General features: G+C 71.4%; 21 protein-coding genes. 15 read left to right on the top strand and 6 right to left on the bottom strand.

All coding sequences use genetic code 11. The features are described from left to right. Positions 1 to 62: 62 nt before the first annotated feature. From ACFY2A_RS01215 to ACFY2A_RS01190, 6 genes are read left to right on the top strand one after another with little or no spacing between them, the layout of a single operon-like run. Positions 63 to 923, top strand: coding sequence for an STAS domain-containing protein (locus ACFY2A_RS01215; protein WP_363921487.1), 861 nt, complete (start codon positions 63 to 65; stop codon positions 921 to 923). Continuing rightward, complete coding sequence (locus ACFY2A_RS01210) at positions 923 to 1,327, top strand: STAS domain-containing protein (protein WP_387166890.1); 405 nt, start codon at positions 923 to 925, stop codon at positions 1,325 to 1,327. Before ACFY2A_RS01215 ends, ACFY2A_RS01210 begins: the two co-directional genes overlap by 1 nt. Continuing rightward, a complete protein-coding gene (locus ACFY2A_RS01205; protein ID WP_363921491.1) occupies positions 1,324 to 1,743 on the top strand; it encodes an ATP-binding protein in 420 nt (139 codons plus the stop codon). Before ACFY2A_RS01210 ends, ACFY2A_RS01205 begins: the two co-directional genes overlap by 4 nt. Continuing rightward, positions 1,731 to 2,753, top strand: a complete 1,023-nt coding sequence (locus tag ACFY2A_RS01200; RefSeq protein WP_387166886.1) for a SpoIIE family protein phosphatase — start codon at positions 1,731 to 1,733, stop codon at positions 2,751 to 2,753. Before ACFY2A_RS01205 ends, ACFY2A_RS01200 begins: the two co-directional genes overlap by 13 nt. Continuing rightward, a complete protein-coding gene (locus ACFY2A_RS01195) occupies positions 2,750 to 4,099 on the top strand; it encodes a sensor histidine kinase (protein WP_387166883.1) in 1,350 nt (449 codons plus the stop codon). Before ACFY2A_RS01200 ends, ACFY2A_RS01195 begins: the two co-directional genes overlap by 4 nt. Before the next feature lies 1 nt (position 4,100). Then, a complete protein-coding gene (locus tag ACFY2A_RS01190; RefSeq protein ID WP_387166880.1) occupies positions 4,101 to 5,636 on the top strand; it encodes a SpoIIE family protein phosphatase in 1,536 nt (511 codons plus the stop codon). A gap of 21 nt (positions 5,637 to 5,657) precedes the next feature. On the opposite strand, the gene ACFY2A_RS01185 is transcribed toward ACFY2A_RS01190, so the two are convergent. Then, positions 5,658 to 6,443, bottom strand: a complete 786-nt coding sequence (locus ACFY2A_RS01185) for a DUF6597 domain-containing transcriptional factor (protein WP_387166877.1) — start codon at positions 6,441 to 6,443, stop codon at positions 5,658 to 5,660. Positions 6,444 to 6,474: 31 nt separating this feature from the next. On the opposite strand from ACFY2A_RS01185, the gene ACFY2A_RS01180 reads away from it, so the two are divergent. Genes ACFY2A_RS01180 through ACFY2A_RS01165 form a run of 4 tightly spaced genes read left to right on the top strand, consistent with a single transcriptional unit; the run spans position 6,475 to position 9,761 of the window. Further along, a complete protein-coding gene (locus ACFY2A_RS01180; protein WP_387166875.1) occupies positions 6,475 to 7,047 on the top strand; it encodes a TIGR03086 family metal-binding protein in 573 nt (190 codons plus the stop codon). A gap of 58 nt (positions 7,048 to 7,105) precedes the next feature. Continuing rightward, positions 7,106 to 7,642 carry a PadR family transcriptional regulator gene (locus ACFY2A_RS01175; protein ID WP_387166871.1) on the top strand — a complete coding sequence of 179 codons (537 nt, stop codon included), beginning with the start codon at positions 7,106 to 7,108 and terminating at the stop codon, positions 7,640 to 7,642. Beyond that, complete coding sequence (locus ACFY2A_RS01170) at positions 7,639 to 8,340, top strand: ABC transporter ATP-binding protein (RefSeq protein WP_387166869.1); 702 nt, start codon at positions 7,639 to 7,641, stop codon at positions 8,338 to 8,340. The genes ACFY2A_RS01175 and ACFY2A_RS01170 overlap by 4 nt, the downstream gene beginning before the upstream one ends. Then, positions 8,337 to 9,761, top strand: coding sequence for an FtsX-like permease family protein (locus ACFY2A_RS01165; protein WP_387166867.1), 1,425 nt, complete (start codon positions 8,337 to 8,339; stop codon positions 9,759 to 9,761). The genes ACFY2A_RS01170 and ACFY2A_RS01165 overlap by 4 nt, the downstream gene beginning before the upstream one ends. Positions 9,762 to 9,791: 30 nt before the next feature. On the opposite strand, the gene ACFY2A_RS01160 is transcribed toward ACFY2A_RS01165, so the two are convergent. The 3 genes from ACFY2A_RS01160 to ACFY2A_RS01150 all read right to left on the bottom strand — a co-directional run bounded on the left by ACFY2A_RS01160 (position 9,792) and on the right by ACFY2A_RS01150 (position 14,028). Beyond that, positions 9,792 to 10,454 (bottom strand): response regulator, encoded by a 663-nt coding sequence (locus tag ACFY2A_RS01160; RefSeq protein ID WP_387166865.1) that lies wholly within the window; start codon positions 10,452 to 10,454, stop codon positions 9,792 to 9,794. Further along, the gene (locus ACFY2A_RS01155; protein WP_387166862.1) at positions 10,442 to 11,731 is read right to left on the bottom strand and encodes a histidine kinase; all 1,290 of its coding nucleotides are present in this window, start codon (positions 11,729 to 11,731) and stop codon (positions 10,442 to 10,444) included. The genes ACFY2A_RS01160 and ACFY2A_RS01155 overlap by 13 nt, the downstream gene beginning before the upstream one ends. A 200-nt stretch (positions 11,732 to 11,931) precedes the next feature. Further along, the gene (locus ACFY2A_RS01150; protein ID WP_387166859.1) at positions 11,932 to 14,028 is read right to left on the bottom strand and encodes a S9 family peptidase; all 2,097 of its coding nucleotides are present in this window, start codon (positions 14,026 to 14,028) and stop codon (positions 11,932 to 11,934) included. A gap of 82 nt (positions 14,029 to 14,110) precedes the next feature. On the opposite strand from ACFY2A_RS01150, the gene ACFY2A_RS01145 reads away from it, so the two are divergent. Continuing rightward, positions 14,111 to 15,457 (top strand): FAD-binding oxidoreductase, encoded by a 1,347-nt coding sequence (locus ACFY2A_RS01145; RefSeq protein WP_387166855.1) that lies wholly within the window; start codon positions 14,111 to 14,113, stop codon positions 15,455 to 15,457. 194 nt (positions 15,458 to 15,651) lie between these two features. Here ACFY2A_RS01145 and ACFY2A_RS01140 read toward each other — a convergent pair whose 3' ends face one another. Beyond that, on the bottom strand, positions 15,652 to 17,724 hold the full coding sequence (locus ACFY2A_RS01140) for a SpoIIE family protein phosphatase (RefSeq protein WP_387166852.1): 2,073 nt from the start codon (positions 17,722 to 17,724) through the stop codon (positions 15,652 to 15,654). 154 nt (positions 17,725 to 17,878) lie between these two features. On the opposite strand from ACFY2A_RS01140, the gene ACFY2A_RS01135 reads away from it, so the two are divergent. Together ACFY2A_RS01135 and ACFY2A_RS01130 are read left to right on the top strand one after the other, a co-directional pair. Continuing rightward, complete coding sequence (locus tag ACFY2A_RS01135) at positions 17,879 to 22,249, top strand: HAMP domain-containing protein (RefSeq protein WP_387166849.1); 4,371 nt, start codon at positions 17,879 to 17,881, stop codon at positions 22,247 to 22,249. Continuing rightward, positions 22,246 to 22,806, top strand: a complete 561-nt coding sequence (locus ACFY2A_RS01130; RefSeq protein WP_363923763.1) for a response regulator — start codon at positions 22,246 to 22,248, stop codon at positions 22,804 to 22,806. The genes ACFY2A_RS01135 and ACFY2A_RS01130 overlap by 4 nt, the downstream gene beginning before the upstream one ends. A 171-nt stretch (positions 22,807 to 22,977) precedes the next feature. Here ACFY2A_RS01130 and ACFY2A_RS01125 read toward each other — a convergent pair whose 3' ends face one another. Further along, positions 22,978 to 23,313 carry an STAS domain-containing protein gene (locus tag ACFY2A_RS01125; protein WP_269740311.1) on the bottom strand — a complete coding sequence of 112 codons (336 nt, stop codon included), beginning with the start codon at positions 23,311 to 23,313 and terminating at the stop codon, positions 22,978 to 22,980. Between the two features lie 139 nt (positions 23,314 to 23,452). Between ACFY2A_RS01125 and hemL the strand changes: the two genes are divergently transcribed. Next, positions 23,453 to 24,790: a glutamate-1-semialdehyde 2,1-aminomutase gene (hemL, locus tag ACFY2A_RS01120; RefSeq protein WP_387166845.1), complete on the top strand. Its 1,338-nt coding sequence runs from the start codon at positions 23,453 to 23,455 to the stop codon at positions 24,788 to 24,790. A gap of 124 nt (positions 24,791 to 24,914) precedes the next feature. Further along, positions 24,915 to 25,562, top strand: coding sequence for a histidine phosphatase family protein (locus ACFY2A_RS01115; RefSeq protein ID WP_363923761.1), 648 nt, complete (start codon positions 24,915 to 24,917; stop codon positions 25,560 to 25,562). The last annotated feature ends 19 nt before the right edge of the window (positions 25,563 to 25,581 follow it).

Below are 25,581 nucleotides of genomic sequence, written 5' to 3'. Positions count from 1 at the left end.
GCAAGTAGTTCGTCGGACCCCGGTGATAGAGTCCGGCCGGTCCAGGTCTAGGGGGTATTGCCATGGCGCTCAGCGCTGACGAGAGCGTCCGGTTGGGTGAGCTGCTGACCAGCCGGGCCGAGCGGGTCACCCAACGGTGGACCGAGACCATCGCCGGGCAGTTGCGGGGCCGGCTCAGCCAGGCCGAGCTGGTCCGGCAGGTGCAGGAGCTGCACCGCGCCCTTGTCGACGCCCTCAGCAAGGGTGCGGTCGACCTGAACGTCGAGGAGGCCACCGAGCTGCGGGCCGTGCTCGCCGAGTTCTCCCGTGGGCAGGCTCGCCAGGGCTTCTCCGCCACCGAGACCGCCACCGGCGTGTTCGCCCTCAAGGAGGCGCTGCTCAGCGCGCTGGGGGCCGACCAGAGTGTCGAGACGCTGCGCGACTACGTCGCCTTCTCCGCGCTTGTCGATCAGATGGGCCTGTTCACCTTCGAGACCTTCGTCCGCACCCGGGAGAGCCTGATCGCCGACCAGGCCGAGCAGTTGCTGGAGCTTTCCACCCCGGTGGTCAAGCTCTGGGAGGGCGTGGTGGCGGTGCCACTTGTGGGCACGCTCGACTCGGCCCGCGCCCAGGTCGTGATGGAACGGCTGTTGCAGACCCTGGTCGACACCGGCTCGCCGTACGCGATCATCGACATCACCGGCGTGCCGGCGGTGGACACGCAGGTGGCCCAGCACATCCTGAAGACCGTGGTGGCCGCCCGGCTGATGGGCGCCGACTGCATCATCTCCGGCATCCGGCCGCAGATCGCGCAGACCATCGTCGCGCTCGGCATCGAGTTCGGTGACATCGCCACCAAGGCGAGTCTCGCCGACGCGCTGCGGCACGTCCTGCGGCTCACCGGGGTCGAGACCTCCCGCCGCCAGTCGCGCCGGGAGGCGTGATGGAGCGGGTGCCGATCCTCAAGATCGGCGACATCCTGCTGGTTTCCATCCAGGTCGACATGTCCGACCAGACGGCCGTCGCGCTCCAGGAGGACCTGGCCGAGCGGATCGTCGCGACCGGCTGTCACGGCGTGATCATCGACATCACCGCGCTGGACATCGTCGACTCCTTCGTCGGTCGGATGCTCTCCACCATCGCCTCGATCTCCCGGGTGCTCGACGCGGAGACGGTGGTCGTGGGCATGCGCCCGGCGGTCGCCATCACCCTGGTCGAGTTGGGGCTGTCACTCAACGGCATCCGTACCGCGCTGAACGTCGAGCGGGGGATGGAACTCATCGCGATCGACCGGGCCGACGACGACCACCACGACGATCCGGTCCCAGAGCCGACGGCGTCACCGTGACCAGCGGGGTCGACCTGGGCCGCCCCCAGACGCAGTCGGTCGGCAGCGACGAGGACGTCGTACGCGTCCGCCAACTGGTGCGTACCGCAGCCGTGGCGGTCCGGCTCTCCCTGGTCGACCAGACGAAGGTGGTCACCGCGGCCAGTGAACTCGCCCGCAACACGCTCGTCTACGGCGGCGGCGGGACGGTCGAGGTGGCCGCCATCGACAACGGTCGGCGACCCGGCATCAGGGTCGTCTTCGCCGACTCCGGTCCCGGCATCGCCGACCTGGATCTCGCGCTGACCGACGGCTACACCACCGGTGGTGGTCTCGGCCTCGGCCTCAGCGGCGCCCGCCGACTGGTCGACGAGTTCGACATCCAGACCGCGCCCGGTCAGGGCACCCGGATCACGATCACCAAGTGGTCCCGGTGACCGCCGAGCCGGTCGCCGACCGGGGCACCTGGTTCCGGGTGGAGAACGGCAGCGCCGGCAGTGCCGTGCGGCGGGCCGCCGAGCGGCTGGGCGACCAGTTGGGCCTGCCCGCCGCGCGGATCGCCGACCTGGCCATCGTCGCCGCCGAGCTGACCAGCAACCTCATCAAGCACGCCGAAGACGGGTTGCTGCTGCTCCGGCCGGTACGCCACGAGCTGGACGCCGGCGTGGAGATGATCGCGGTCGACACCGGTCCGGGCATGGCCGACCTCGCCGACTCCGCCCGCGACGGGCACTCCACCGCTGGCACCCTCGGCATCGGTCTGGGCGCGATCGTCCGGCAGGCAAGCTGGTTCGACGCGTACTCGCAGCCGGGCCGGGGGACGGTCATCGTCGCGCGGGTCTTCGCCGGCTCGGACACGGCAGCGTCCTGGGTCGGCGGGCTGACCCGACCGTTGACCGGGGAGACGGTCAGTGGGGATGGTTACGCGTTCCGGATCGTCGGCGACCGCCGTCAGGTGTTGGTCACCGACGGTCTGGGGCATGGGCCGCTGGCCGCGGCGGCCACCGACGCGGCGCTCGCCGCCTTTCGGAACGCCCCGGTGGCATCGCCGGCCGAGGTGGTCGGTCACCTGCACCGGGCGATGTCGCACACCCGGGGTGCGGCCCTCGCCGTGGCCGAGCCGGACCCGGCGGCCGGCGTGCTGCGCTACGCCGGGCTGGGCAACATCACCGGCGTCGTGGCCAGCGGTGACGGTCGGCGTCGCGGTCTGGTTTCCCTGCCCGGCATTGCCGGGCACCAACGACCGGTGATCCGGCAGTACGACTATCCCTTCGAGGCCGGTGGCCTGCTGGTCATGCACACCGACGGCGTGGTCGACCGGTGGCAGCTCGCCGACTACCCGGGTCTGGCCGGGCGGGCACCCCTGGTGGTGGCCGCCACCCTGCTGCGCGACGCCGGCCTTCGGCGCGACGACGCCGGGGTGCTGGTCGCGAGGTCCTGGTCATGACCACGACGTCGTTGCTGCAAATGGCACTGCGGGTGGAGCAGGACATCTTCGTGGTCCGCCAGCGTGGCCGGGAGGTCGCCGCCGCGGTCGGACTGGAGCACCAGGACCAGGTCCGGATCGCCACCGCGTTGAGCGAGGTCGCCCGTGACCTGCTGCGGGCGGTCGGCGGGGCCGACGTGGTGTTCGCCGTTGCCGACTCGCCGGACGGCCGCCGTCACCTGCGTGTCGACCTCACGCCGGTGGCGCCCCTGCCAGGTGGGCGGTACGAGCCGGAGTCGGGCGCGGTGGCACGCCTGGTGGACACATTGAGCGTGCTGACGGTTCAGCGGGATACGGTCGTCAGGATGTCACGACGGGTTCCGGCCACCGCCCGGACGCTCACCACCGAGCGTCTGACGGAGTTGCGCGCCCAGCTCGGCGAGAGCGCCCCGGGCACCGCCGAGGAGGAACTCGCCACCCAGAACCTCCAACTGATCAACGCTCTGGACGAGGTACGCAACCAGCGTGACGAGCTGGCCCGGCTCAACGAGGAACTGGAGCAGACCAACCGGGGCGTGATGGCCCTCTACCAACAGCTCACCGACGAGTTGGAGGCGACCAACCAGGGCGTGGTGGCCCTCTACGCGGAGCTGGACGAGAAGTCGGCGCAGCTACGCGCGGCGAGCGAGTCCAAGAGCCGCTTCCTGGCCAACGTCAGCCATGAGCTGCGGGCACCGGTGACCGCGATCATCGGGCTGGCCCGCCTGCTCGGCGACTCCGCGTCCGACCCGCTGACCACCGAGCAGGAACGCCAGGTGGGGCTGATCCGTTCCTCGGCGTCGGATCTGCTCACGCTGGTCAACGAGCTGCTCGACCTGGCCAAGGCGGAGTCGGGCCGGATCGAGCCGGAGTGGTCCGAGGTGGACCTGCGGGCCGTCTTCGGACAGCTGCGCGGCACGCTGCGGGCGTTGCCCGCCGCCGACGGTGTCGAACTGGTGGTGGAGGAGCCGGCCACGGCGGCCACGGTGCGCACCGACGAGGTGCTGCTCGCCCAGGTGTTGCGCAACCTGCTGCACAACGGCCTGAAGTTCACCACGGTGGGCGAGGTCCGACTGCGGGCCGAACGACACGGTGACGGTTGGCGCCTGACCGTCTCCGACACCGGGCCGGGCATCCCGTCAGAGTTGCATGATCGGGTGTTCGAGGAGTTCTACCAGGCGCCTGGCCCGGCCCGGGTCGGCGGCACCGGCCTCGGCCTGCCGTACGCCCGGCGGTTGGTGAATCTGCTCGGCGGCACTCTCGAGCTGGCCAGCGAACCGGGTCGAGGCAGCACCTTCACGGTCTGGCTGCCCGCGGACGGGACGTGACGTGGACGGCGCGGCGACAGTGCTCGTGGTCGACGACAGTCGGACCAAGCGCTACCTCCTGGTGAACTGGCTGACCCGAGCCGGCTTCACCGTGCTGGAGGCGGAGACGGGTGGCGAGGCGCTGAGCCGGGTCGGGGTGGACCCGATCGACCTGGTCGTGCTCGACGTCCGGCTGCCGGACCTCAGCGGCTTCGAGGTGTGCGAGCGGATCAAGTTGGCGCAACCGGCGCTGCCGGTGATCCACGTGTCCGCGCACGCTGTCGACACGAACGACCGGACCCAGGGGTTGACCCGAGGAGCGGACGCGTATCTGGCCGAGCCGATCGAGCCGGAGGAACTGGTCGCCACCGCCCAGTCGGTGTTGCGGTACTACCAGGCCCGGCGGCGAGCCGAACTGCTCGCCGAGCGGCTCACCGGGCTGGCGGACACCACCGTCGCTGTGCACGCCGCGCCGAGCTTCACCAGATTGCTTCAGGCGGCGGCGGCCGGCACCGCGGAGATCTTCAAGAGCCCCGCCGCGGTGGTCGCCGAGACCTTCGACGGCGACTGTCTGGCCGGGGTCTGCGACGGGCCCGGCGCCGAGGCCCGCGTCGTGACGTGGGGCGTCGACGACACGGAGGTGTCGACAGGTGCGACCGTCCGGGTGCAGGATCCGGCCGGCTGGACGTTGGTCGACTGGCCGGCCGACGACACCGTCACCGTCGCCGCCGCCCGGCTGCGTGAGGACCGCGCGCCGCTCTACGTCGTGGTGCCCACCGCGACGCAGACCGCGCGTACCCCGGTGCTGGTCCAGCTCGCCCAGGCGGTGGCCTCCGCCGTGGAGGCGCAACGTTCCTTCGACGAGGAGCACCGGATCGCGGTGACGCTGCAACGCAGCCTGCTGCCGCGTCAGATTCCGCAGATCACCGGTCTCGACCTGGCCGTGCGCTACGAACCGGCCAGCGCCCAGACCGAGGTGGGTGGCGACTTCTACGAGCTGGTGATGCTCGACGGTCACCTGCTGCTGGCCATCGGGGACGTGGCCGGTCACTCCCTGCACGCCGCCACCGTAATGGCCGAGCTGCGGCACGCACTGCGGGCGTACGCGGTGGAGGGGCACCAGCCGGGCGAGATCCTGCACCGGGTAAACGAGCTGATGCGTACGCTGCTGCCCAACGAACTGGCGACGATCTGCGTACTGCTGCTGGAGCCGACCACCGGACACGTCCGGCTGGCCAGCGCCGGTCACCTGCCCCCGTTGATCATTCAGGACGGTAAGGCGGAGTACGTGCATCATGCCGCGCCGCTGCTCGGGGTGCGCGCGCCCCGCCCCGCCGACCTGGAGTTCGTGCTGCCGACCGGGGCGACGATGGTCTTCTACACCGATGGTCTGATCGAACGGCGGGACGCCACCATCGACGAGGGACTGGCCGCCCTCGCGACGTGTTCCGCCCAGGTCGACGACGATCTCGACCGGTACTGCGAGCGGCTGCTTGTCGAACTGGCCCCGGACGAGATCCAGGACGACGTCGCCGTGGTCGCCCTCCGCCGCCGCTGAGCTGCGACGCCTGCGGTAGCGCTAACGCCGACTCTGTGCGTACGCGGTGGGGGAGACGCCGGTCGTCGCGGTGAAGTCGCGTACCAGGTGGGCCTGATCGCTGTAGCCGAGTTCGGCGGCGAGCCCGGCCCAGTCGAGCGGCCCGTCCGCCGCCCGTTCGATCGCCTCGTGCAGCCGGTAGCGGCGGATCACCCACTTGGGGCCGACCCCGACGTGGGTGAGGAAGAGCCGCTGCAACCGGCGGACGGACACGCCGTGTTCGCGGGCGAACTCGTCGACCCGGCGTACGTTCCGGTCGGTCCGGATCGTCTCGACCAGGCGCATCACCTCGTCGTTGACGGGATCTGGGCGGGGTGCCCAGCCGGTCAGCAGTGCGTTCAGCGCCTGGCAGCGTTCGGCGTCCGTACCCGCGCAGACCGCGTGATTGGGTACGGCACCGGGGAGCGGCTGCCGTCGGCCGGTCAGCTCGGCGACCGACCGCCGCCAGAACGGATGGAAGCCGCCGGGCCGGAACTGCACGCCGCTGACCCGCCCGGAACCGGTGAGGGTGATCGAGAAGAGTTCCTGACCGACGCCGGCCAGCTCCGCGCGTTCCGGGTCGTCACCGTCGCGTTGAAACACCACGTTGACCGCCGGATGCGGGACGACCCGCTGCTCGAACGGTTCGCTGAGGTCCCAGTCGATCAGCCAGTAGTGCTCCACCCAGGGACGTAGCGCAACGGCGGGCAGGTGCCGTCGGAACTGCACCCACCGCTTCATCCGGGCCGGGTCGAGGATGCCCCGGCTGTCGCGGCGCGGCTGTCGCATTTGTTCAAGACCGCCCTCATACGCTGCCCCTATGGCAACACAGACTAGCGACCTGCTGGCGGCTGCCGCGCCGCGAACCGTGGCGGTGGTCCGGCAGGTCACCGATGACCAGCTCGACCTGTCCACCCCCTGCCGGGACTATCAGGTCCGTGACCTGCTGAACCACCTGTACGAGGTGGTGGTCAACTTCCAGGCCCTCGCCGGGCGTTCGCCGGTGACCTGGGCGGACAAGCCGGACCATCTCACCGACGGCTGGCGGGACCGGTTCGAGACCGAGACCCGCCGGTTGGTCGAGGCGTGGTCGGACCCGGCCAGTGAGCAGGGCGTCTCGCCGGGGATGGGGATGCCGCAGCGCGTGGTGGGTGCGATGGTGCTGCTCGACCTCACCGTGCACGGCTGGGATCTCGCGGTCGCCACCGGTCAGGCGTACGAGCCGGCGCCCGAGGCGCTGCCCGCGCTGCATGAGTTGGCCGCTCAGCTCGCGCCGACCGCCCGGCAGATGGGCGTGTTCGCCGAGGCGGTGCCGGTCGACGACACCCTGCCGGAGCTGTCCCGGCTGCTCGGCATGACCGGCCGCGACCCCGCCTGGTCGCCGGTCGGCTGAACGGCGACACACCGGCGCGAGCTTGACGGCCACTATTCACTGAGTGAATAGTGGCCTGGTGTCCACACCGCACCTGCTGCTGGGGCTGCTCGCGACCGGCACCATGCACGGGTACGAGCTGAAGCGGGCCCACGACACGCGGCTGCCGCAGGCCCGCCCGCTGGCGTTCGGGCAGGTCTACGCCACGCTGGGTCGGCTGCTGCGGGACGGGTTGGTGGCGTCGACCGGGCCGGAGCGCCTCGCCGGCCCGGACCGGACGGCGTACACGCTTACCGGGCAGGGGCGGGCCACGCTGGACCGGTGGCTGAGCAGCGTCGAGCCACCGATGCCGTACGTGAACAGTCCGCTGTTCGCGAAGGTCGTGGTGGCGCTGCTGGTCGCCGACGTGGACCGGGCGCGGGCGTACCTCGTCGCGCAACGGCGCGCACACACCGAGCGGCTGCGTGAGCTGACCGCGCTGAAGACGGCCCCGTCGGCCACCGTCGACGACATCGTGGCGGCCGACTACGCCATCGCCCATCTCGACGCCGACCTGCGGTGGCTGCACACCACCCTGGACCGGGTCGCCGACTGGCACCGGGAGGTGCACTCGTGACGCAACTTCAGGCTCGCGGTCTGGTGAAGTCGTACGGACCGACACCGGCACTGCGCGGCATCACCCTCGACATCGACGAGGGGGAGATCGTGGCGGTGACCGGGCCGAGCGGCTGCGGCAAGTCCACCCTGCTGCACTGCCTCGCCGGCATCCTGCGACCGGACGCCGGCGAGGTGAGCTGGCGTGGGCACCGGCTGGACACCTGGTCCGAGGCGGCCCGATCCCGGCTGCGGCGTACCGAATTCGGGGTGTTGTTCCAGTTCGGTCAGCTCGTCGCCGAGCTGACCGCGGCGGAGAACGTCGCCCTTCCGTTGTTGCTCGCCGGCACGGGGCGGCGAGCGGCACGGACGGCGGCGCTCACCTGGTTGGCACGGCTGGGCGTGGCGGAGTGCGCCGACGTACGCCCCGGCGAGATGTCCGGCGGTCAGCAGCAGCGCTGCGCCACCGCCCGGGCGCTGGTCACCGAGCCACGGGTGCTCTTCGCCGACGAGCCGACCGGTTCGCTGGACACCCTCGCCGGGGAGCAGGTGCTCACGCAACTGGTCCGGCTGGCCCGGGAGCAGCACACAAGCGTCGTGCTGGTCACCCACGAGCCACGGATCGCCGCGTACGCCGACCGTGAGGTGGTGCTGCGCGACGGCGTGATCGACCACACCGGCCTTGGCCTCGACGCGCCGCTGGCCGGCGGCTCCCGGTGAACCTCGCGACCCTCACCAGGCTGGCGCTGGCCGGCAACCGCACCGACGCCGCCCGGGTGGCGTTGACCGCGCTGAGCGCCCTGCTGGCCAGCCTCGCCGGGCTTGCCGCCCTGACGGTGCTGGCCATCGAGAAACCGCCGGGTGACGCGCGGCAGCAGTCCGAGCAGTACGTCAGCGCGCTGCTCAGCCAGCCGGGGCTGCGCGGCGGGACGGCGTTCGCGCTGGTGCTGCTGACCATCCCGGTACTGGCCCTGGCCGGACAGAGCGCCCGGCTGGGTGCGCCGTCACGTGATCGACGGCTCGCCGCGCTCCGGCTGGCGGGGGCGACCCCCGGTCAGGTGAGCCGGATCGCCATGCTGGAGACCGGGTTGGCCAGTCTGGGCGGCACGCTGGTCGGCCTGGCCACGTACCTCATCGGGAGGTCGGTGCTGCACCGTCCCGACGCCAACGGCCTGCTGGCGCTGCCCACGGACGTGCTGCCGCCGGTGTCGGCGATGGCGGCGGTGGTACTCGGGCTTCCGGTGCTCGCCGCGGCGGCCACCGCCCTGATGCTCCGCAGGGTGGTCACCACGCCGCTCGGTGTGGTCCGCCGGGCCGGTCGCACCGGGTCGCCTCGGCCGTGGCCGGCGCTGCTGATCGGGCTCGGCGTGCTGGCGGCGGCGATGATCGAACAGATCCAGTGGGCCCTGCAGGGTGCCGGCCTCGAATGGCTTGCCCTGATCGCGCTGCTCGGCATCTTCGGCGCGGTGATGGGAGTGATCTTGGGGGTCGGCTGGATCTCCCACCTGGCCGGGCGGACGCTGCACCGGTTCGCCCGACGTCCGGCCGCGCTGATGGCGGCCCGCCGACTGACCGACGACCCCTGGGCCAGCAGCCGCACCTTCGCCGCCCTGCTGGCCGCGTTGATCATCGCTGGCGGCGCGGCGGCCTTCCGCGCCTCTTTCCGGCTTCGGGCAGAACTCGAACAGGAGCAGAACCGGCAGGCCAGCTTCGGCGGCGACGGCTTCTACGACCCCTTCTACCTCGACACCATGGATCTGGTCGACCTCGCGGTGGCCGTGGCGGTGGTCATCGCCGCCGCCGGCCTGTTCGTCACCCTGGTGGAGGGGATCGTCAGTCGCCGCCGGGCGTACGCCGCCCTGGTGGCGACCGGGGTGCCCCGGGCCACCATCGGCACCTCGATCGTCTGGCAGGTGCTGACCCCTGTGGTGCCCGCGGTGCTGTTCGCGCTCGGCGTCGGGTACGCCATCGGTCTACTGCTCACCGGCGGGGTCGGTCGGGGCGGCCCTCAGCCGGACGTACCGCTGGGGCAGTTGGCGTCGCAGGGTGCTGGCGCGATCGTCGCGGTGCTGCTCGTGGTGGGGTTGGGGGTGCTCTTCCTGCGGTCCAACACGGCGATGGAGGAACTGCGGACGACCTAACGCGGTGCACAAGGACACTCGCGCTGGCGGTCAGCTGGCGTTCGCCCGCAGGTAGGTCAGGGTTGCCAGCACCCGGCGGTTGGTGTCGTCGTCCGGTGGCAGGCCGAGCTTGGCCAGAATGTTGCCGATGTGTTTGCCCACCGCCGCCTCGGTGACGTGCAGGCGGCCGGCGATCGCCGCGTTGGACCGCCCTTCGGCGACCAGCACCAGCACCTCCCGCTCGCGGGCGGAGAGGTCGGCGAGCGGGTCGCGGGGGCGGTGCAGCAGCCGTCGGACCACGTCCGGATCGACCAACGTGCCACCACCGACGACGGTACGCAGGTTGTCGACGAACTCGGTGACCTCGGCGATCCGGTCCTTGAGCAGGTAGCCGACCCGGCGGCCGTCGGCGCTGGCGAGCAGCGCGGAGGCGTACTCGGGCTGCACGTGCTGGCTCAGCACCACCACGGCAAGACCGGGATGCTCGGCGCGCAGCTCCACCGCCGCGCGTAGCCCGTCGTCACGGTGCCGGGGCGGCATCCGGATGTCGGTCACCACCAGCTCCGGCCGGTGCGCCCGAACGGCGTCCACAAGCGCGGGCGCGTCGCCGACGGCGTCGAGCACGTCGAAGCCGAAGCGGGCGAGCAGGGCCACCAGTCCCTCCCGCAGCAGCACCTCGTCCTCGGCGAGTACGACCCGGGTCACGCGTTGCACGGTAGCTCCACCCGGACGATGGTGGGGCCGCCCGGCGGGCTGGCCAGCAGCAGCCGGCCCTCGGCGGCGGCCACCCGGTCGGCGAGCCCGGTCAACCCGCTGCCCCGGGCCGGGTCCGCGCCGCCCCGGCCGTCGTCGCTGACCTCGACGACCAGCTCGGTGCCGGTGTCGGTGAGCCGGACCTGGGCGCGGGTCGCCCCGGCGTGCCGGGCGACGTTGCCGAGCGCCTCCGACACCACGAAGTACGCAGTGGTCTCGACCGTCTCCGGCACCGCACGGCGCAGCTCGGCGTGCACCTCGACGGGGATGGTCGCCTCGTCGGCGAGTTCCCGGACCGCACCGGCCAGACCCAGGTCGGTCAGGCTCTGCGGACGGATGCCCTGGACGATCTGCCGAAGCAGCACCATCAGTCCCTTCGCCTGCTCGTGTGCCACGGCCAGCGGCCGGGCGGCCGGCGAGTCCTCCGGCACGTCCAGCCGGGCCAGGCCGATCTGCAGGCTGAGACTGGTCAGCCGGGGATGAGCGCCGTCGTGCAGGTCACGTTCGATGCGTCGGCGTTCGGCCTCGTACGCGTCCACCAACCGGGCGCGCGACCGGGTCACCTCGCGCAGCGCGAGGCCGTCCGGAGCGCTCCGGAGCAGCCACCGCGCGACGGTGCCCTGCGCCATGGCGAGCGCCCCGGCCGCGTACCAGAGAACCGGCACGAGCAGCACCCCGACGATCGCGTGCGGGATCGCCTCGGCCGCCGTGTCCGGGGTGGCCCAGAGCAGAACCACCTCGTCGCCGCCAGCGACCACGAACGGGCTGACGATCAGGACTGCGTCCAGCAGCACCACCATGGTGAACAGCCAGTACACGGCCGGGACCAGACCACCGAGGACGAACAGGTGGGCAGCCTCCCGCCAGGCTGTGCCGGTGGTGTACCGGGCGGCGAGCCCACGCCAGGGTGCCGCGGGTAGCGGCCGGTTGTCGACCAGGCCGAGCCGGTAGCGTTCGAACGCCGCCACCGGCACGCTGATCAGTGGTGCCAGCGCCACAACGATCAAGGCACCGACGGTCAGGAAGACACTGAGCGCCAGCGGCACCGGCCGGCCCTGCCGAGCCGCGTTCGTGGCGGCTACCAGCGGTGCCAGCACTACGAGCGGCCCGAGCGAGAGCACACCGGCCAGCGGCACGCTTGTGAACAGGTACGCCAGGGCGCGCCACGGCCAGCCGGTCAGCAGGTAGCGGGGCCGCCGCAGCGCCTGGGCGAGATAGGTCGGTGCGGCTGATGTCATGTCGCCGACGCTAGCGATCCGACCAGGTCGGCCCCAGCCCGCTGGACACCCTTTCCGGGTATGGCCAGCCCTACCTCGCCCGCCAGCCGCCGTGAGTTGGCGCTCGCGGGATGCGGGATGTTGGGCTTTCCTGTCTCTCGGAAGCCGCGAGATGCCGCATCCCGCGAGCGCCCGCCAGTGGGCGTCGGCGGGCCAGGTGGTCAGGCGCGGCCGAAGCGGTCCAGGGTCCAGGCGTTGATGAACGCCTCCTCCCGCCAGGCGTCGTAGCGACCGCTCGGCCCGCCGTGACCCGCCTCCATCTCGGTCTTGAGCAGGTAGTCACCCTGCGGCGCGACCGCCCGCAGCCGCGCGATCCACTTCGCCGGCTCGTGATAGAGCACCCGCGTGTCGTTGAGGCTGGTCATCGCCAGGATCGCCGGGTAGTCCAGGGCGGCGACGTTCTCGTACGGGGTGTACGACTTCATGTACGCGTACACCTCGGGGTCGGCGAGCGGGTTGCCCCACTCCTCCCACTCGGTGACGGTCAGCGGCAGCGACGGGTCCAGGATCGTGTTGAGCGCGTCCACGAACGGCACCTGCGCGACGATGCCGGCGAAGGCGTCCGGCGCCAGGTTGGCCACCGCGCCCATCAGCAGCCCACCGGCCGAGCCGCCCCGGGCGACCAGCCGGTCCGGCGCCGTCCAGCCCGCCTTGGCCAGGTGTCGGGCGCAGGCCACGAAGTCGGTGAAGGTGTTCTTCTTGGCGAGCATCTTGCCGTGGTCGTACCAACGGCGACCCAGTTCGCCACCGCCCCGGATGTGGGCCACCGCGAAGATCACCCCACGGTCCAGCAGGGACAGCCGGCCGACCGAGAACCACGGGTCCATGCTCGCCTCGTACGAGCCGTAGCCGTAGATGACGCAGGGCGCCGAACCATCCCGGGGGGTGCCCCGCCGGTAAACCAGCGAGATCGGCACCTTGGTCCCGTCGTCGGCCAGTGCCCAGTCGCGCTGCTGCTCGTAGTCCTCCGACCGGTACACCTGACCGTCCGGCCCGGGCAGCACCGGACGCTGGCGCAGCAGCGTCATCTCGCGGGTGACCAGGTCGTAGTCGTACACCGAGTCGGGCGTGACGAGCGAGGTGTAGCGCAGCCGAAGCCGTCCGGTGCGGTACTCGGGATTGGCGTCCAGACCGACGGTGTGCAGCGGCTCCGGGAACTCGATGTCGTGGGCGTCACCGCCGCCGACCGGCAGTACCCGCAGCCCGGTCAGGCCGTTGCTGCGTACCGAGACGACCAGGTGGTCGGCGAAGGCGTCGACCGACTCCAGCCGGGTGCCCGGGGAGTGCTCGATCAGCGGCACCCAGTCGCCCGGGGCGTCGGCCGAGGTGTACGCGAGGGCGAAGTCCTCGGCGTCGTCGTTGTGCAGGATCAGGAACCGGTGACCGTGGTGCTCCACCGAGTACTCGACGCCCTGCCGGCGGGGCGCGATCACCGCCGGCTCGCCCGTCGGGTTGCCGGCCGGGATCACCCGCACCTCGCTGGTGAGCTTGCTGGCGATGTCGATGAGGATGAACCGCTCCGAGCGGGTCAGCTCGACCCCGACCCAGAAACGCTCGTCGTCCTCGGTGTGCACCACCACGTCCTCGGCGGCGGCGGTACCGATGACGTGTCGCCAGACCCGGTTGGGTCGCCACGCCTCGTCCACCGTGACGTAGAACAGCACCGAGGCGTCGGCGGACCACGCGGTGCCGTAGAACGTGCCGGGAATCTCGTCGGGCAGCAGCTCACCGGTGCTGAGGTCCTTCACCCGCAGGGTGAACCGCTCGTCGCCGGAGAAGTCGGTGGAGTAGGCCAGGTAGCGTCCGTCCGGGCTGACGTCGAAGGCACCGAGTGAGAAGAAGTCGTGCCCCTCGGCCAACTGGTTGCCGTCCAGCAGCACCTGCTCCCCGTCGAGCGGGGCACCGTCGGCGCTGATCGGCGGGGTGGTCTCGTCGGTGCGGACCGCCCGACGGCAGTGCACGCCGTACTGCTGGCCCTCGACGGTGCGGGTGTAGTACCAGTGCTGGCCCTTGCGGGTCGGCACGGACAGGTCGGTCTCCTGGGTACGTCGCCGGATCTCCTCGAACAGCTCCGTACGCAGCCTGGACAGGTGCGCCGTCCGGGCCTCGGTCCAGGCGTTCTCGGCGTTCAGATAGTTGATCGTTTCCGGATCGTCCTTGGTGGCGAGCCAGGCGTACTCGTCGACGACGGTGTCGCCGTGGTGGACGCGTTCGGTCGGCACCCGCCTGGCCGCGGGAACGGGGGTCTCGGTGGTCACGGCGCCACGTTACCGGCCGTAGCGGCATGTGGCGCGGTGCAATTCCACCTCCGATCGTTCGAACACATGTACGATCGCCGGCATGGTGCCACCCCGTTCCGCCGGTGCGTCCGGTGTCCCCGACATCACCCGTCGCCTGACCGAGATCTGCGGTCCGCGCTTCGCCCGCCTCGCTGGCCCCGCCGACGAGGTGGCCGGCAGCACGGCCCGCTGGGTGGCGGTTCCCGGCGGTCCGCACGCCGCCGCGCGGGTGCTGCGGCTCGCCGCCCGGCACGACCTGAGCGTGGTGCCCCGAGGGGCCGGCACCAAGATTGACTGGGGTGCGCCGCCCGAACGGGTCGACATCATGCTCGACACCGGGCGACTGGCCGGCATCGGCCATCAGCCGCCGGATCGGGGCACGGCCGAGATCGGTGCCGGTACGCCGCTGCGCGCGGTACAGGCCACCCTGGAGCGCACCGGCCGGCGGCTCGCGTTGGACGCCCCCTCACCCGGCGCCACCCTCGGTGGGGTGCTGGCGGCGGACGAGGCCGGCCCGCTGCGCCACCGGCACGGGACCGCCTGCGACCAACTCGTCGGCCTGCGTTACCTGGACGCCGACGGTGAGCTGGCCGAGGCGGGCGGTGGGGCGGCCGGGCTGGCCGAGGCGCGGCTGCTGTGCGGCTCGGAGGGCGCGCTGGGCGTGCTGGTCAGCGCGACGCTGCGGGTGCAGGCGGTGCCGGCCGCCCGGGTCTGGGTGGCCCGTCCGGTATGGACCCCGCTGGAGGTGCACGATCTGATCCGGGCGCTGCTCGCCGCCCGGCTCGACCCGGCCGCGATCGAGCTCGATCTGCCGGCGAGTACCGGCTGTCGACCACGGCGGGACCGCCGCGCCGAGTCGATGGCGCTGCACCCGTCGATGACCGGGCGCGCGCCGACCGGCCCGGCGGGCACCGGCTCGCTGGTGGTGCTGCTGGAGGGCGGCCCCGCAGAGGTGGCGGAGCGCACCGATCGGTTGGTCGGTCTCTTCGGCTCCCGCGCGGCGGTCGCCCGGACGGCGCCCCCGTGGTGGCGCAGCTACCCCTTCGCCCCCGGCGACACCGCCTTGCGACTGGAGGTGCCGATGACCGACCTGCACGCCGCCGTCTACGCCCTGCGCGACGCGGCCGGTGGGCCGGTGCCGGTACGCGGCTCGGCCGGGCTCGGCGTGGTGCACGCCGCCCTGCCCGGCGCGATGGCACCGAGCCGGGTCGCGTCGATCCTGGCCGCAGTGCGTGGCGTGCTCCTCGCCCGACAGGGCCGGTGCGTGGTGCTCGCCGCCCCGCCGGCCGTCCGCCGCACCGTCGACCTGTGGGGCGAGCGCGCCGACCTGGCCCAGCTACGCGCCGTCAAGCAGCACCTCGACCCGACCCACCGCCTCGCCCCCGGCCGCCTCCCCGGCGGCCTCTGACCCACCCCATCCCCCACCCCGACCCCCACCCCACCCCCACCCCACCCCCCACCCCCACCCCACCCCCACCCCGCGTCGATCTTGCACTTCTGGTCGCTGAAATGCGCCTTATGTCAGATATGCCACGACCATAACTGCAAGATCGCGGGGCGCGGGTGCGGGTGCGGGGCGGGGCGGGGAGGGGAGGGGAGGGGTCAGACGGCGTCGTTGCGCAGGACGAGGATGGCGATGTCGTCGCGGGGCTCCTCGACCGAGAAGTTGATCGCGGTGGCGCGCAGCCGTGCCGCGACCACGTCCGCCGAGTAGCCGGCCAGTGGCGCGGCGGCGTCGCGCAGCCGCCCGGTGCCGAACAACTCCCGCCCCCGGCGGCGCTCGGTCACTCCGTCGGTGTAGAAGACCAGGCAGTCGCCCGGGTCGAGGGCGAGTTGTGCGGTGGGCGAGGCGATCGTGTCGAGCAGCCCGAGTGCGGTGCCGCCGGTGCCGACGAAGGCGGCCGGGCCGCCACTGGACCGCAGCAGCACCGGCCGGTCGTGCCCAGCCAGGTGCAGCCCGACGTCGAGCCGGTCGCCCTCACCGGGCCCGACCGCCGCCAACGCCAGCGTGCAGTAGCGGCCGGCACCCCGCTCGACAAGCGTCTCGTTGAGCCGGGCCAGCACCTCGGGCAGCGGCTTGCCGTCGCCGGCCAGCACCCGGATGACGTCCCGCACCAGCCCGGTGACCGCCGCCGCCTGCACTCCCTTGCCGGAGACGTCGCCGATCACCACCAGCCAGCGCCCGTCCGGCAGCGGCACCACGTCGTAGAAGTCGCCACCGACGTCGACGTCCCCACCCGTCGGCACGTACTCGGCGGCGAAGCCGATGCCCTCCACCACCGGCAGGACCGGCGGCAGCAACGACTGTTGCAGGGTCTGGGCGACCCGGCGGCGTTCGGCGTGGATGCGGGCGTTCTCGATGGCGAGGGCGGCCCGTCGGGCCACGTCCTCCAGCACCGCGATCTCGTCCGGGTCCTGCCGGTGCCGCTGGTGCCGTCCGACGGCCAGGGTGCCGAGGCGCTGCCCACGGGCGATCAACGGCACGGCGAAGCCCTCCATCGGCGCGCCGAGCGGGGTTCGGGTGCCGTTGCGGCTGGCCTCCCGCAGCCGAGCCTGGATGGAGTCGGTGCCGGCCTCGCGGAGCGTGGCGTGCAGCTGCGGCAGCATCGACTCGTCGGCGTGGCTGGCCGCCGCGAGCCGGAGCCGGCCCCACTCGTCGGTGGTGTGCACCGCGCACCACTGGCCGAGTCGGGGCACCACCAGCTGCGGGATGAGTGCCATGGTCAGTTCGACGTCCAGCGACTGGGCGAGCAGCTCGCTGGCCTCGGCGAGGAAGGTCAGCCAGGCCTGCCGACGTACGTCCGCGCGGCGCAGCCGGTCGTTCTCCAGGTGCAGCGAGAGCCGCTCGGCGGTCAGCACCGCCAGCGGCTGGGCGTACGCGGTGGGCGCGGCGTCCAGTTCCAGCTCTCCGGCGTACGGGCGGTGCACGGCCAGCGGCACCCGGAGCAGGTCGTTGCCGGCCCGGGGCTGGCGGCCGTACCGGGCGAGGACCTGGGCACCCTGGCCGTCGCCGCGGTCCAGCCGTACCACCCCACCGGCGGCACCGACCATCTCCGCCACCCGGGTCAGCAGTCCGGCGGCGAAGTCCGGCAGCGGGTCCTCGGCGTACGGGTCGGGGGTGGTCTGCATCAGCGCGTTCATCGCACCGGCGCTGGGCACGGCGGTCTGCCCGACGCTGTCCGGTTGGGCGGCGCTCGTCGGTGGCGCGGGTGTGGCCGGTCCGTTCCCCTTGCGATCGGAGCGGTCCAGCCGGAACCACACACCCTTGCCGGTGCGCAGGTAGGTGGTACCCCAGCGGCTGGCGAAGTGGTCGACCAGCAGCAGCCCGCGCCCTCGTTCGGCGACCTCGGTGATGTCGGTGGCCAGGTTGCGTACGCCGACGGTCAGCTCGTCGACCGGGCCGGCGGCGAAGTCGGAGACCGTCACGGTCAGCCCCGCCTGGTCGGCGGTGACCTCGATGTCCAGTTCGGTGCGGGCGTGCTCGACCGCGTTGGTGGACAGTTCCGTGGTCAGCAGAAGTGCCTCGTTGAGCAGTTCGTCCAGGTCCGCCTCCGCGAGCACGGACCGGACGACCGCGCGCGCGGCGGCCGGCGTACGGCGGTCGGCGGGAAGCCGGACGCGCCGCACGTGCTCGTCTGGGCCCGTCGTCGCCGCGGGCCCCGCCTCCGCTGACACCCTCGTATCCTCCACCGACACCCCTGAAGTGCCAAGCCGATCACCGCCGGGTCTTTGCCGTTGGGCGGTGCCGTGCCGTGGCGTTTTCCAGGTCACGGGGACAATGATGGGGTGGCCGGTGGGAGCCGGTGTACCCCGAGGTGAGCGAGGAATGATGACCACGGCGAAACAGTCGGTGACCGCGGAGACCTCCGCCGCCGACCACGAGGCGGTCCTCACCGAGCTGGCGGAGGCGCTACGGCGGGTCCGTGGCGGTGATCTCAAGGTGCGGTTGCCCCGGCGCTCGGGCGCGGCCGGGGAGGTGGCGGACGCCTTCAACGACGTGGTGTCGCTCCAGGAGCGGCAGCACCTGGACCTGCGCCGGATCAGTCGGGTCGTGGGCCGCGACGGCCGGCTGACCGAGCGCCTGGACGAGGAGGGGCTGGACGGCTCCTGGGCGGAGGGTCAGCGGGCGGTCAACTCGCTGATCGACGACCTGGGCCGGCCCACCACCGAGATCGCCCGGGTCATCGTGGCGGTCGCCGACGGTGACCTCACCCAGCACATGGCGCTGGAGATCGACGGTCGCCCGCTGCGTGGTGAGTACCTGCGCATCGGTCACACGGTCAACACCATGGTCGACCAGCTCTCGTCGTTCTCCAACGAGGTGACCCGGGTGGCCCGTGAGGTGGGCACCGAGGGCAAGCTGGGTGGCCAGGCCGACGTCCGCGGCGTCGCCGGCACCTGGAAGGACCTCACCGACTCGGTGAACACCATGGCGTCGAACCTGACCGGCCAGGTCCGGTCGATTTCCCAGGTGGCGACCGCGGTGGCCAAGGGTGACCTCTCGCAGAAGATCACCGTCAGCGCTCGCGGCGAGGTCGCCGAGCTGGCCGACACGATGAACTCGCTCACCGACACGCTGCGCCTCTTCGCCGAGCAGGTGACGCGGGTGGCCCGGGAGGTGGGTACCGAGGGCAAGCTGGGCGGTCAGGCGGAGGTGCCGGGTGTCGCGGGAACCTGGAAGGACCTGACCGACAGCGTCAACTCGATGGCGTCGAACCTGACCGCCCAGGTGCGCAACATCGCCCAGGTCTCCACGGCGGTCGCCCGGGGCGACCTGTCGCAGAAGATCACCGTGGCCGCGCAGGGCGAGATCCTGGAACTCAAGGACACCGTCAACACGATGGTGGACCAGTTGTCGTCGTTCGCCGACGAGGTGACGCGGGTGGCCCGTGAGGTGGGTACCGAGGGCAAACTGGGCGGTCAGGCCCAGGTACGCGGAGTCTCCGGCACCTGGCGCGACCTGACCGAGAACGTCAACCAGCTCGCCGGCAACCTGACCAGCCAGGTCCGCAACATCTCCCAGGTCTCCACGGCGGTCGCCAAGGGTGACCTGAGCCAGAAGATCACGGTCGACGCTCGGGGCGAGATCCTGGAGCTGAAGAACACCGTCAACACGATGGTGGACCAGTTGTCGTCGTTCGCCGACGAGGTGACCCGGGTGGCCCGGGAGGTGGGTACCGAGGGCAAACTGGGCGGTCAGGCGCAGGTCAAGGGCGTCAGCGGTACGTGGCGGGACTTGACCGACAACGTGAACTCGATGGCGTCGAACCTGACCAGTCAGGTGCGGAACATCGCCTCGGTCACCACGGCAGTGGCGCGGGGCGACCTGTCGCAGAAGATCACGGTGGATGCCCGGGGTGAGATCCTGGAGCTGAAGTCGACGGTGAACACGATGGTGGATCAGCTGTCGTCGTTCGCCGACGAGGTGACCCGGGTGGCCCGGGAGGTGGGTACCGAGGGCAATCTCGGCGGTCAGGCGCAGGTCAAGGGCGTCAGCGGTACGTGGCGGGACTTGACCGACAACGTGAACTCGATGGCGTCGAACCTGACCGCCCAGGTGCGGAACATCGCCCAGGTCTCCACGGCGGTCGCCAAGGGTGACCTGAGCCAGAAGATCACGGTGGATGCCCGGGGCGAGATCCTGGAGCTGAAGTCGACGGTGAACACGATGGTGGATCAGCTGTCGTCGTTCGCCGACGAGGTGACCCGGGTGGCCCGTGAGGTGGGCACCGAGGGCAAGCTCGGCGGTCAGGCCCAGGTACGCGGCGTCGCGGGCACCTGGCGCGACCTGACCGACAACGTGAACTCGATGGCGTCGAACCTGACCAGTCAGGTGCGGAACATCGCCTCGGTCACCACCGCGGTGGCCAACGGCGACCTGTCGCAGAAGATCACGGTCGACGCACAGGGCGAGATCCTGGAGCTGAAGAACACCGTCAACACGATGGTGGACCAGTTGTCGTCGTTCGCCGACGAGGTGACGCGGGTGGCCCGTGAGGTGGGTACGGAGGGCAAGCTGGGTGGTCAGGCCCAGGTGAAGGGGGTCTCCGGCACCTGGCGGGACCTCACCGAGAACGTGAATCAGCTCGCCTCGACGCTTACCACCCAGCTCCGGGCGATCGCCCGCGTCTCGACCTCGGTGACCCGGGGTGACCTCACCCAACGGATCGCGGTGAAGGCGCAGGGCGAGGTCGCCGAGCTGAAGGACAACATCAACCAGATGATCGTCACCCTGCGGGAGACGACCCACAAGAACGCCGAGCAGGGGTGGCTCGACTCCAACCTCGCCCGCATCGGTGGCCTGCTACAGGGCCAGCGTGATCTCGGCGAGGTCTGCCGGATGATCATGCAGGAGGTCACGCCGCTGGTCGACGCGCAGTTGGGTGCCTTCTTCCTGGTGGACAACTCCGAGGGCGTGATGCGGCTGCGGTTGACCGCCTCGTACGGCTACGTCTCCCGGGGGCACGACGTGACCTTCGGGCCGGGCGAGGGGCTGGTCGGCCAGGCCGCGCTGTCCCGGCGCACCATCCGGGTCGGCGCCGTACCGGACGGCCGGATCACGTTGCGTTCCGGGTTGGCCGACACGCCGCCGGCGGATCTGGTCATCCTGCCGGTCCTCTTCGAGGGCGAGCTGCTCGGCGTGATCGAGTTCGCCACCGTCACACCCTTCTCCGAGCTGCACCTGTCGTTCCTGGAGCGGCTGGTCTCCACCATCGGCATCGCGGTCAACACCATCCAGGCGAACCGGCGTACGGAGGAACTGCTGGCCCAGTCGCAGCGGCTGGCGCACGAGTTGCAGGAGCAGTCGGCGGAGTTGCAGCGGACCAACGCCGAACTGGAGGACAAGGCGAAGCTGCTGTCGGAGCAGAAGGCGAACATCGAAACCCAGAACCGCGAGATCGAACTGGCCCGGCTGGGCCTGGAGGACAAGGCGCAGCAGCTCACCCGGGCGTCGGCGTACAAGTCGGAGTTCCTGGCGAACATGAGCCACGAGCTGCGTACCCCGCTGAACTCGCTGCTGCTGCTGGCTCGGTTGCTCATGGAGAACTCCGAGCAGAACCTCACGCCGAAGCAGATAGAGTTCGCCCGCACGATCCACGGTTCCGGGTCGGACCTGCTGCGCCTGATCGACGACATCCTGGATCTTTCTAAGATCGAGGCCGGGCGGATGGACGTCGAGCCGACCGAGGTCCGGTTCACCGAGGTCTGCAACTACGTGGAGCAGGCGTTCGCCCCGCAGGCCGAGGAGAAGGGCCTGGACTTCCAGGTACGCATCGGCAAGGACCTGCCGCCGGCCGTGGTGACCGACGCGCAGCGGCTCCAGCAGGTCCTGCGCAACCTGCTGTCGAACGCGGTGAAGTTCACCGACAACGGTGCGGTGACCCTGCGCATCTCCCGGGCTCCGGAGCACGCGGTGTTCGACGTACCGGCGCTGACCAACGCCCGGCAGGTAATCGCCTTCACGGTGATCGACACCGGCATCGGCATCTCCGACGACAAGCTGTCGCTGATCTTCGAGGCGTTCCAGCAGGCGGACGGAACCACCAGCCGCCGCTACGGCGGCACCGGGCTGGGCCTGTCGATCAGCCGTGACCTGGCCCGGCTGATCGGGGGCACGATCACCGTCGCCTCGGCACCCGGCCAGGGCTCGACATTCACGCTCTACCTGCCCGACGTACTGGCACCGGACGCGGTGGTGGCGCCCGCGCCACCGTCACCACAGCGGGCGGGGCTGCCGTCGTCGTTGTTGATGCCGCCGATGGAGTTGCTGTCGGAGGCGCCCGAGGCGCCGAAGACCCGTCAGTTGGATGGTGCCACCGTGCTGATCGTCGACGACGACGTGCGTAACGTCTTCGCGCTGACCAGCGCGCTCGAACTGCACGGCATGACCGTGCTGTACGCCGACAACGGCGCCGACGGGGTCCGCCTGTTGGCCGAACACCCGGAGGTCGATATCGTCCTGATGGATGCCATGATGCCCGATCAGGACGGGTACGAGACAACCCGGCAGATCAGGCGCAACCACCGGTTCGCGGACCTGCCGATCGTGTTCCTGACCGCGAAGGCGATGCCGGGGGATCGGGAGTCGGCGATCGCGGCCGGGGCCAGCGACTACATCACCAAGCCGGTCGACCTGGACCAGTTGATCGAGCTGATGGGCACCTGGATCAGTGGCAGCCGTACCGAGGAGGGCTCGTGACGCAGGTGGCGAAGGCGCTGCTGGTCGATGATCGCCGGGAGAACCTGATGGCCCTGGAGGCGATCCTCCAGGGGCTGCCGGTGCAGTCGGTCGCCGTGGAGAGCGGTGAGGCGGCACTGAAGCAGTTGCTGGTGGACGACTTCGCGGTGATCCTGCTGGACGCCCAGATGCCGGACATGGACGGTTTCGAGACGGCGAGCCACATCAAGCGGCGGGAGCGTACCCGGCACGTCCCGATCATCTTCCTGACCGCGGCCGACCGGGATGCTCAACTGGCCCTGCGCGGCTACGCCGCGGGCGCGGTGGACTACCTCACCAAGCCGTTCGATCCGTGGGTGCTGCGGGCGAAGGTCTCCGTCTTCGTCGAGTTGTGGACCAAGACCCGCCAGCTGGCGGCGCAGTCCGAGATGGTGCGCGAGCGCGACGCCCAGTGGCGGCTGCTCACCGACGCGGTAGACGAGGCCACCACCCTGCTCCGCAACGCCGACGACCCGGAGGCCCAGTCCCGCGCCGTGGCCCTCCTCGAACAAGCCCGCTGGGGCACCACCCCCGACTAACCCCACCCCCACCCGCCCCCACCCGCCGGCCGCCCCCACCCGCCGGCCGCCGCGATCTTGCAGTTCCTGCCCCGACGAAAGGTGCGATTCGGGGCATCTCGGCGACCGAAAGTGCAAGATCGCGGCGGCCCGGGGGGTGGGGGGTGGGTGGCGTGCGGGGTGGGGCGGGGGTCAGGGGGTGGGGGTGTCGTTGCGGATCATCAGGGCGCTGCGTAGGCCGGTGATGTCGAGGACGCGGAGCAGGAACTCGCCGACGTTGGTCAGGACGAGCAGGGCCTGGGCGTGACTGGCCTTGCGGCTGAGGACGACCAGGGTGCCCAGCCCCTGCGAATCGCAGAACGTCACGCCACCGAGATCGAGGACGATCCGGGGCGGCGGCTCGGTGAGAACCTCGTTGACGACGGTCGATAGCTGGGCGGCCGTTTGCATGTCGATCTCACCGGCAAGGCGGAGCACTGCTTCGTCGCCCGTTCGGTGCACGGTGATGGACAGTTCGGCACGATCCACCGGGTCAGCCTATCGCGATCTCTGTCGACCGGCCTGTCGAGGCGTGCTGTCCCCGCGCAGCGTGCCGGGGGTGAGCCCGGTAACCCCGGGCCGGGGTGGCTGCCGATCCGCCGCCGGGCGCTGACACAATGGCGGCATCGTGACCGAGGTGTTTACCGCCGGATCCGACCGCTACCCGGTCGACGCGCCGGCCTCAGCGGCCCTGTTCGACCGCGCCTGCGCCATCGTGCCGGGCGGGGTGAACTCCCCTGTGCGCGCCTTCCGGGCGGTCGGCGGCACACCACGCTTCATGGTCCGGGGTGAGGGGCCTTGGCTCCATGACGCGGACGGTCGTCGCTACGTGGACCTGGTCTGCTCCTGGGGGCCGCTGATCCTGGGCCACGCCCACCCCGAGGTGGTCGCGGCCGTGCAGGCCGCTGCGGTGCAGGGCACCAGTTTTGGTACGCCCACCCCTGGCGAGGTCGACCTGGCCGCCGAGATCGTCGCACGCACCCCGGTCGAGCAGGTCCGACTGGTCAATTCGGGCACCGAGGCGACCATGTCGGCGATCCGCCTGGCCCGTGGGTACACCGGCCGCTCGAAGATCATCAAGTTCGCCGGCTGCTACCACGGGCACGTCGACGCGCTGCTGGCCGCCGCCGGCTCCGGCGTGGCCACCCTCGGCCTGCCCGACTCGCCGGGAGTCACCGGCGCGGCGGCCAGCGAGACCATCGTGCTGCCCTACAACGACGTGACCGCCGTCGAGGCCGCCTTCGCCGCCGAGGGCCAGCACATCGCCGCGGTGATCACCGAGGCCGCACCGGGCAACATGGGCGTGGTCGCCCCCCGCGACGGGTTCAACGCACAGCTGGCGCGGATCGCGCACGCGCACGGCGCACTGCTGATCGTCGACGAGGTGATGACCGGGTTCCGGGTCTCCCGCGCCGGCTGGCACGGGCTCGACCCGGTCGAGGCGGACCTGTGGACGTACGGCAAGGTCATGGGTGGTGGCCTGCCGGCCGCGGCGTTCGGCGGGCGCGCGGAGATCATGTCGCGACTGGCTCCCGCCGGCCCCGTCTACCAGGCCGGCACCCTCTCCGGGAATCCGCTGGCCTGCGCGGCCGGGCTGACCACGCTGCGGCTCGCCGACGACGCGCTCTACCGCAGGCTGGACGACACCGCCGCCGTCGTGGGCAAGCTGGCCGCCGACGCGCTGGCCGCCGCCGGGGTCCCGCACCGGCTGTCGTACGCCGGCAACATGTTCTCGATCTTCTTCACCGACGCCGACGTGGTCGACTACGACAGCGCCCGCACCCAGCAGGTGCCAGCGTTCAAGGCGTTCTTCCACGCGATGCTCGCTGCCGGGGTCTACCTGCCGCCGAGCGCGTTCGAGTCCTGGTTCGTCTCGGCGGCGATCGACGATGCCGCCCTGGAACAGATCGCCGCCGCGCTGCCGTCGGCGGCCAATGCGGCGGCAGCGGCAGGTCACGGGGGGTAGCGGTGAGCGCGAGGAGTGAGCCGGTTTTGCGAGCCCCGCAGTCGCGAACAGAGGGCGGCGCGGTGAGCGCGAGGAGTGAGCCGGTTTTGCGAGCCCCGCAGTCGCGAACAGAAGGGGCACAGCGGTGAGCAAGACGGTGGTCCATGTGCTCCGGCACGGCGAGGTGTACAACCCGGACGGCATCCTGTATGGCCGGCTGCCCGGTTTCCGCCTCAGCGAACTGGGCGTTCAGATGGCCAAGGCCGCCGCGCAGGGGCTCGCCGAACGTGAGGTCGTGCACGTGGTGGCCAGCCCGCTGGAACGCGCCCAGCAGACCGCCGAGCCGATCGCCGCCCAGTTCCGGCTGCCCGTCGGGGTGGACGAGCGGCTGATCGAGAGCGCCAACTGGTTCGAGGGCAAGAAGGTCTCGCCGGGCGACGGCTCGTTCCGCGACCCGCGTAACTGGTGGGTGCTGCGTGATCCGGTCACTCCGTCCTGGGGCGAGGCGTATCGGGCCATCGCCGAGCGGATGTTCGCCGCCCTGCACGCCGCCCGGATCGCCGCCGAGGGTCGGGAGGCCGTCCTGGTCTCGCACCAGCTGCCGATCTGGACGCTGCGCCGGTACGTGGAGCGCAAGCGGCTGTGGCACGACCCGCGTCGCCGGCAGTGCGCGCTGGCTTCGCTCACCACCTTCCACTTCGACGGTGCCAAGATCGTCGGCATCGGCTACTCCGAACCGGCCGCACACCTGGTGGCGATGTCGCCGACCGCGCGGACGGCCAAGGGGGCCTGAGATGGGCGTCCGGAGGTTG

The sequence above is a fragment of the Micromonospora sp. NPDC000442 genome (assembly GCF_042898635.1).
In the GTDB taxonomy this organism is placed as follows: domain Bacteria; phylum Actinomycetota; class Actinomycetes; order Mycobacteriales; family Micromonosporaceae; genus Micromonospora.
The sequence above is the reverse complement of the archived record's forward strand: the minus strand, read 5'-3'. Positions and strand labels throughout refer to the sequence as shown.

Coding starts and splice junctions, on each gene's coding strand:
- ACFY2A_RS01215 (WP_363921487.1), top strand. CDS start 63: ATGGCGCTCAGCGCTGACGAGAGCGTCCGGTTGGGTGAGCTGCTGACC.
- ACFY2A_RS01210 (WP_387166890.1), top strand. CDS start 923: ATGGAGCGGGTGCCGATCCTCAAGATCGGCGACATCCTGCTGGTTTCC.
- ACFY2A_RS01195 (WP_387166883.1), top strand. CDS start 2,750: ATGACCACGACGTCGTTGCTGCAAATGGCACTGCGGGTGGAGCAGGAC.
- ACFY2A_RS01185 (WP_387166877.1), bottom strand. CDS start 6,443: ATGCGACAGCCGCGCCGCGACAGCCGGGGCATCCTCGACCCGGCCCGG.
- ACFY2A_RS01180 (WP_387166875.1), top strand. CDS start 6,475: ATGGCAACACAGACTAGCGACCTGCTGGCGGCTGCCGCGCCGCGAACC.
- ACFY2A_RS01155 (WP_387166862.1), bottom strand. CDS start 11,731: ATGACATCAGCCGCACCGACCTATCTCGCCCAGGCGCTGCGGCGGCCC.
- ACFY2A_RS01145 (WP_387166855.1), top strand. CDS start 14,111: ATGGTGCCACCCCGTTCCGCCGGTGCGTCCGGTGTCCCCGACATCACC.
- ACFY2A_RS01135 (WP_387166849.1), top strand. CDS start 17,879: ATGACCACGGCGAAACAGTCGGTGACCGCGGAGACCTCCGCCGCCGAC.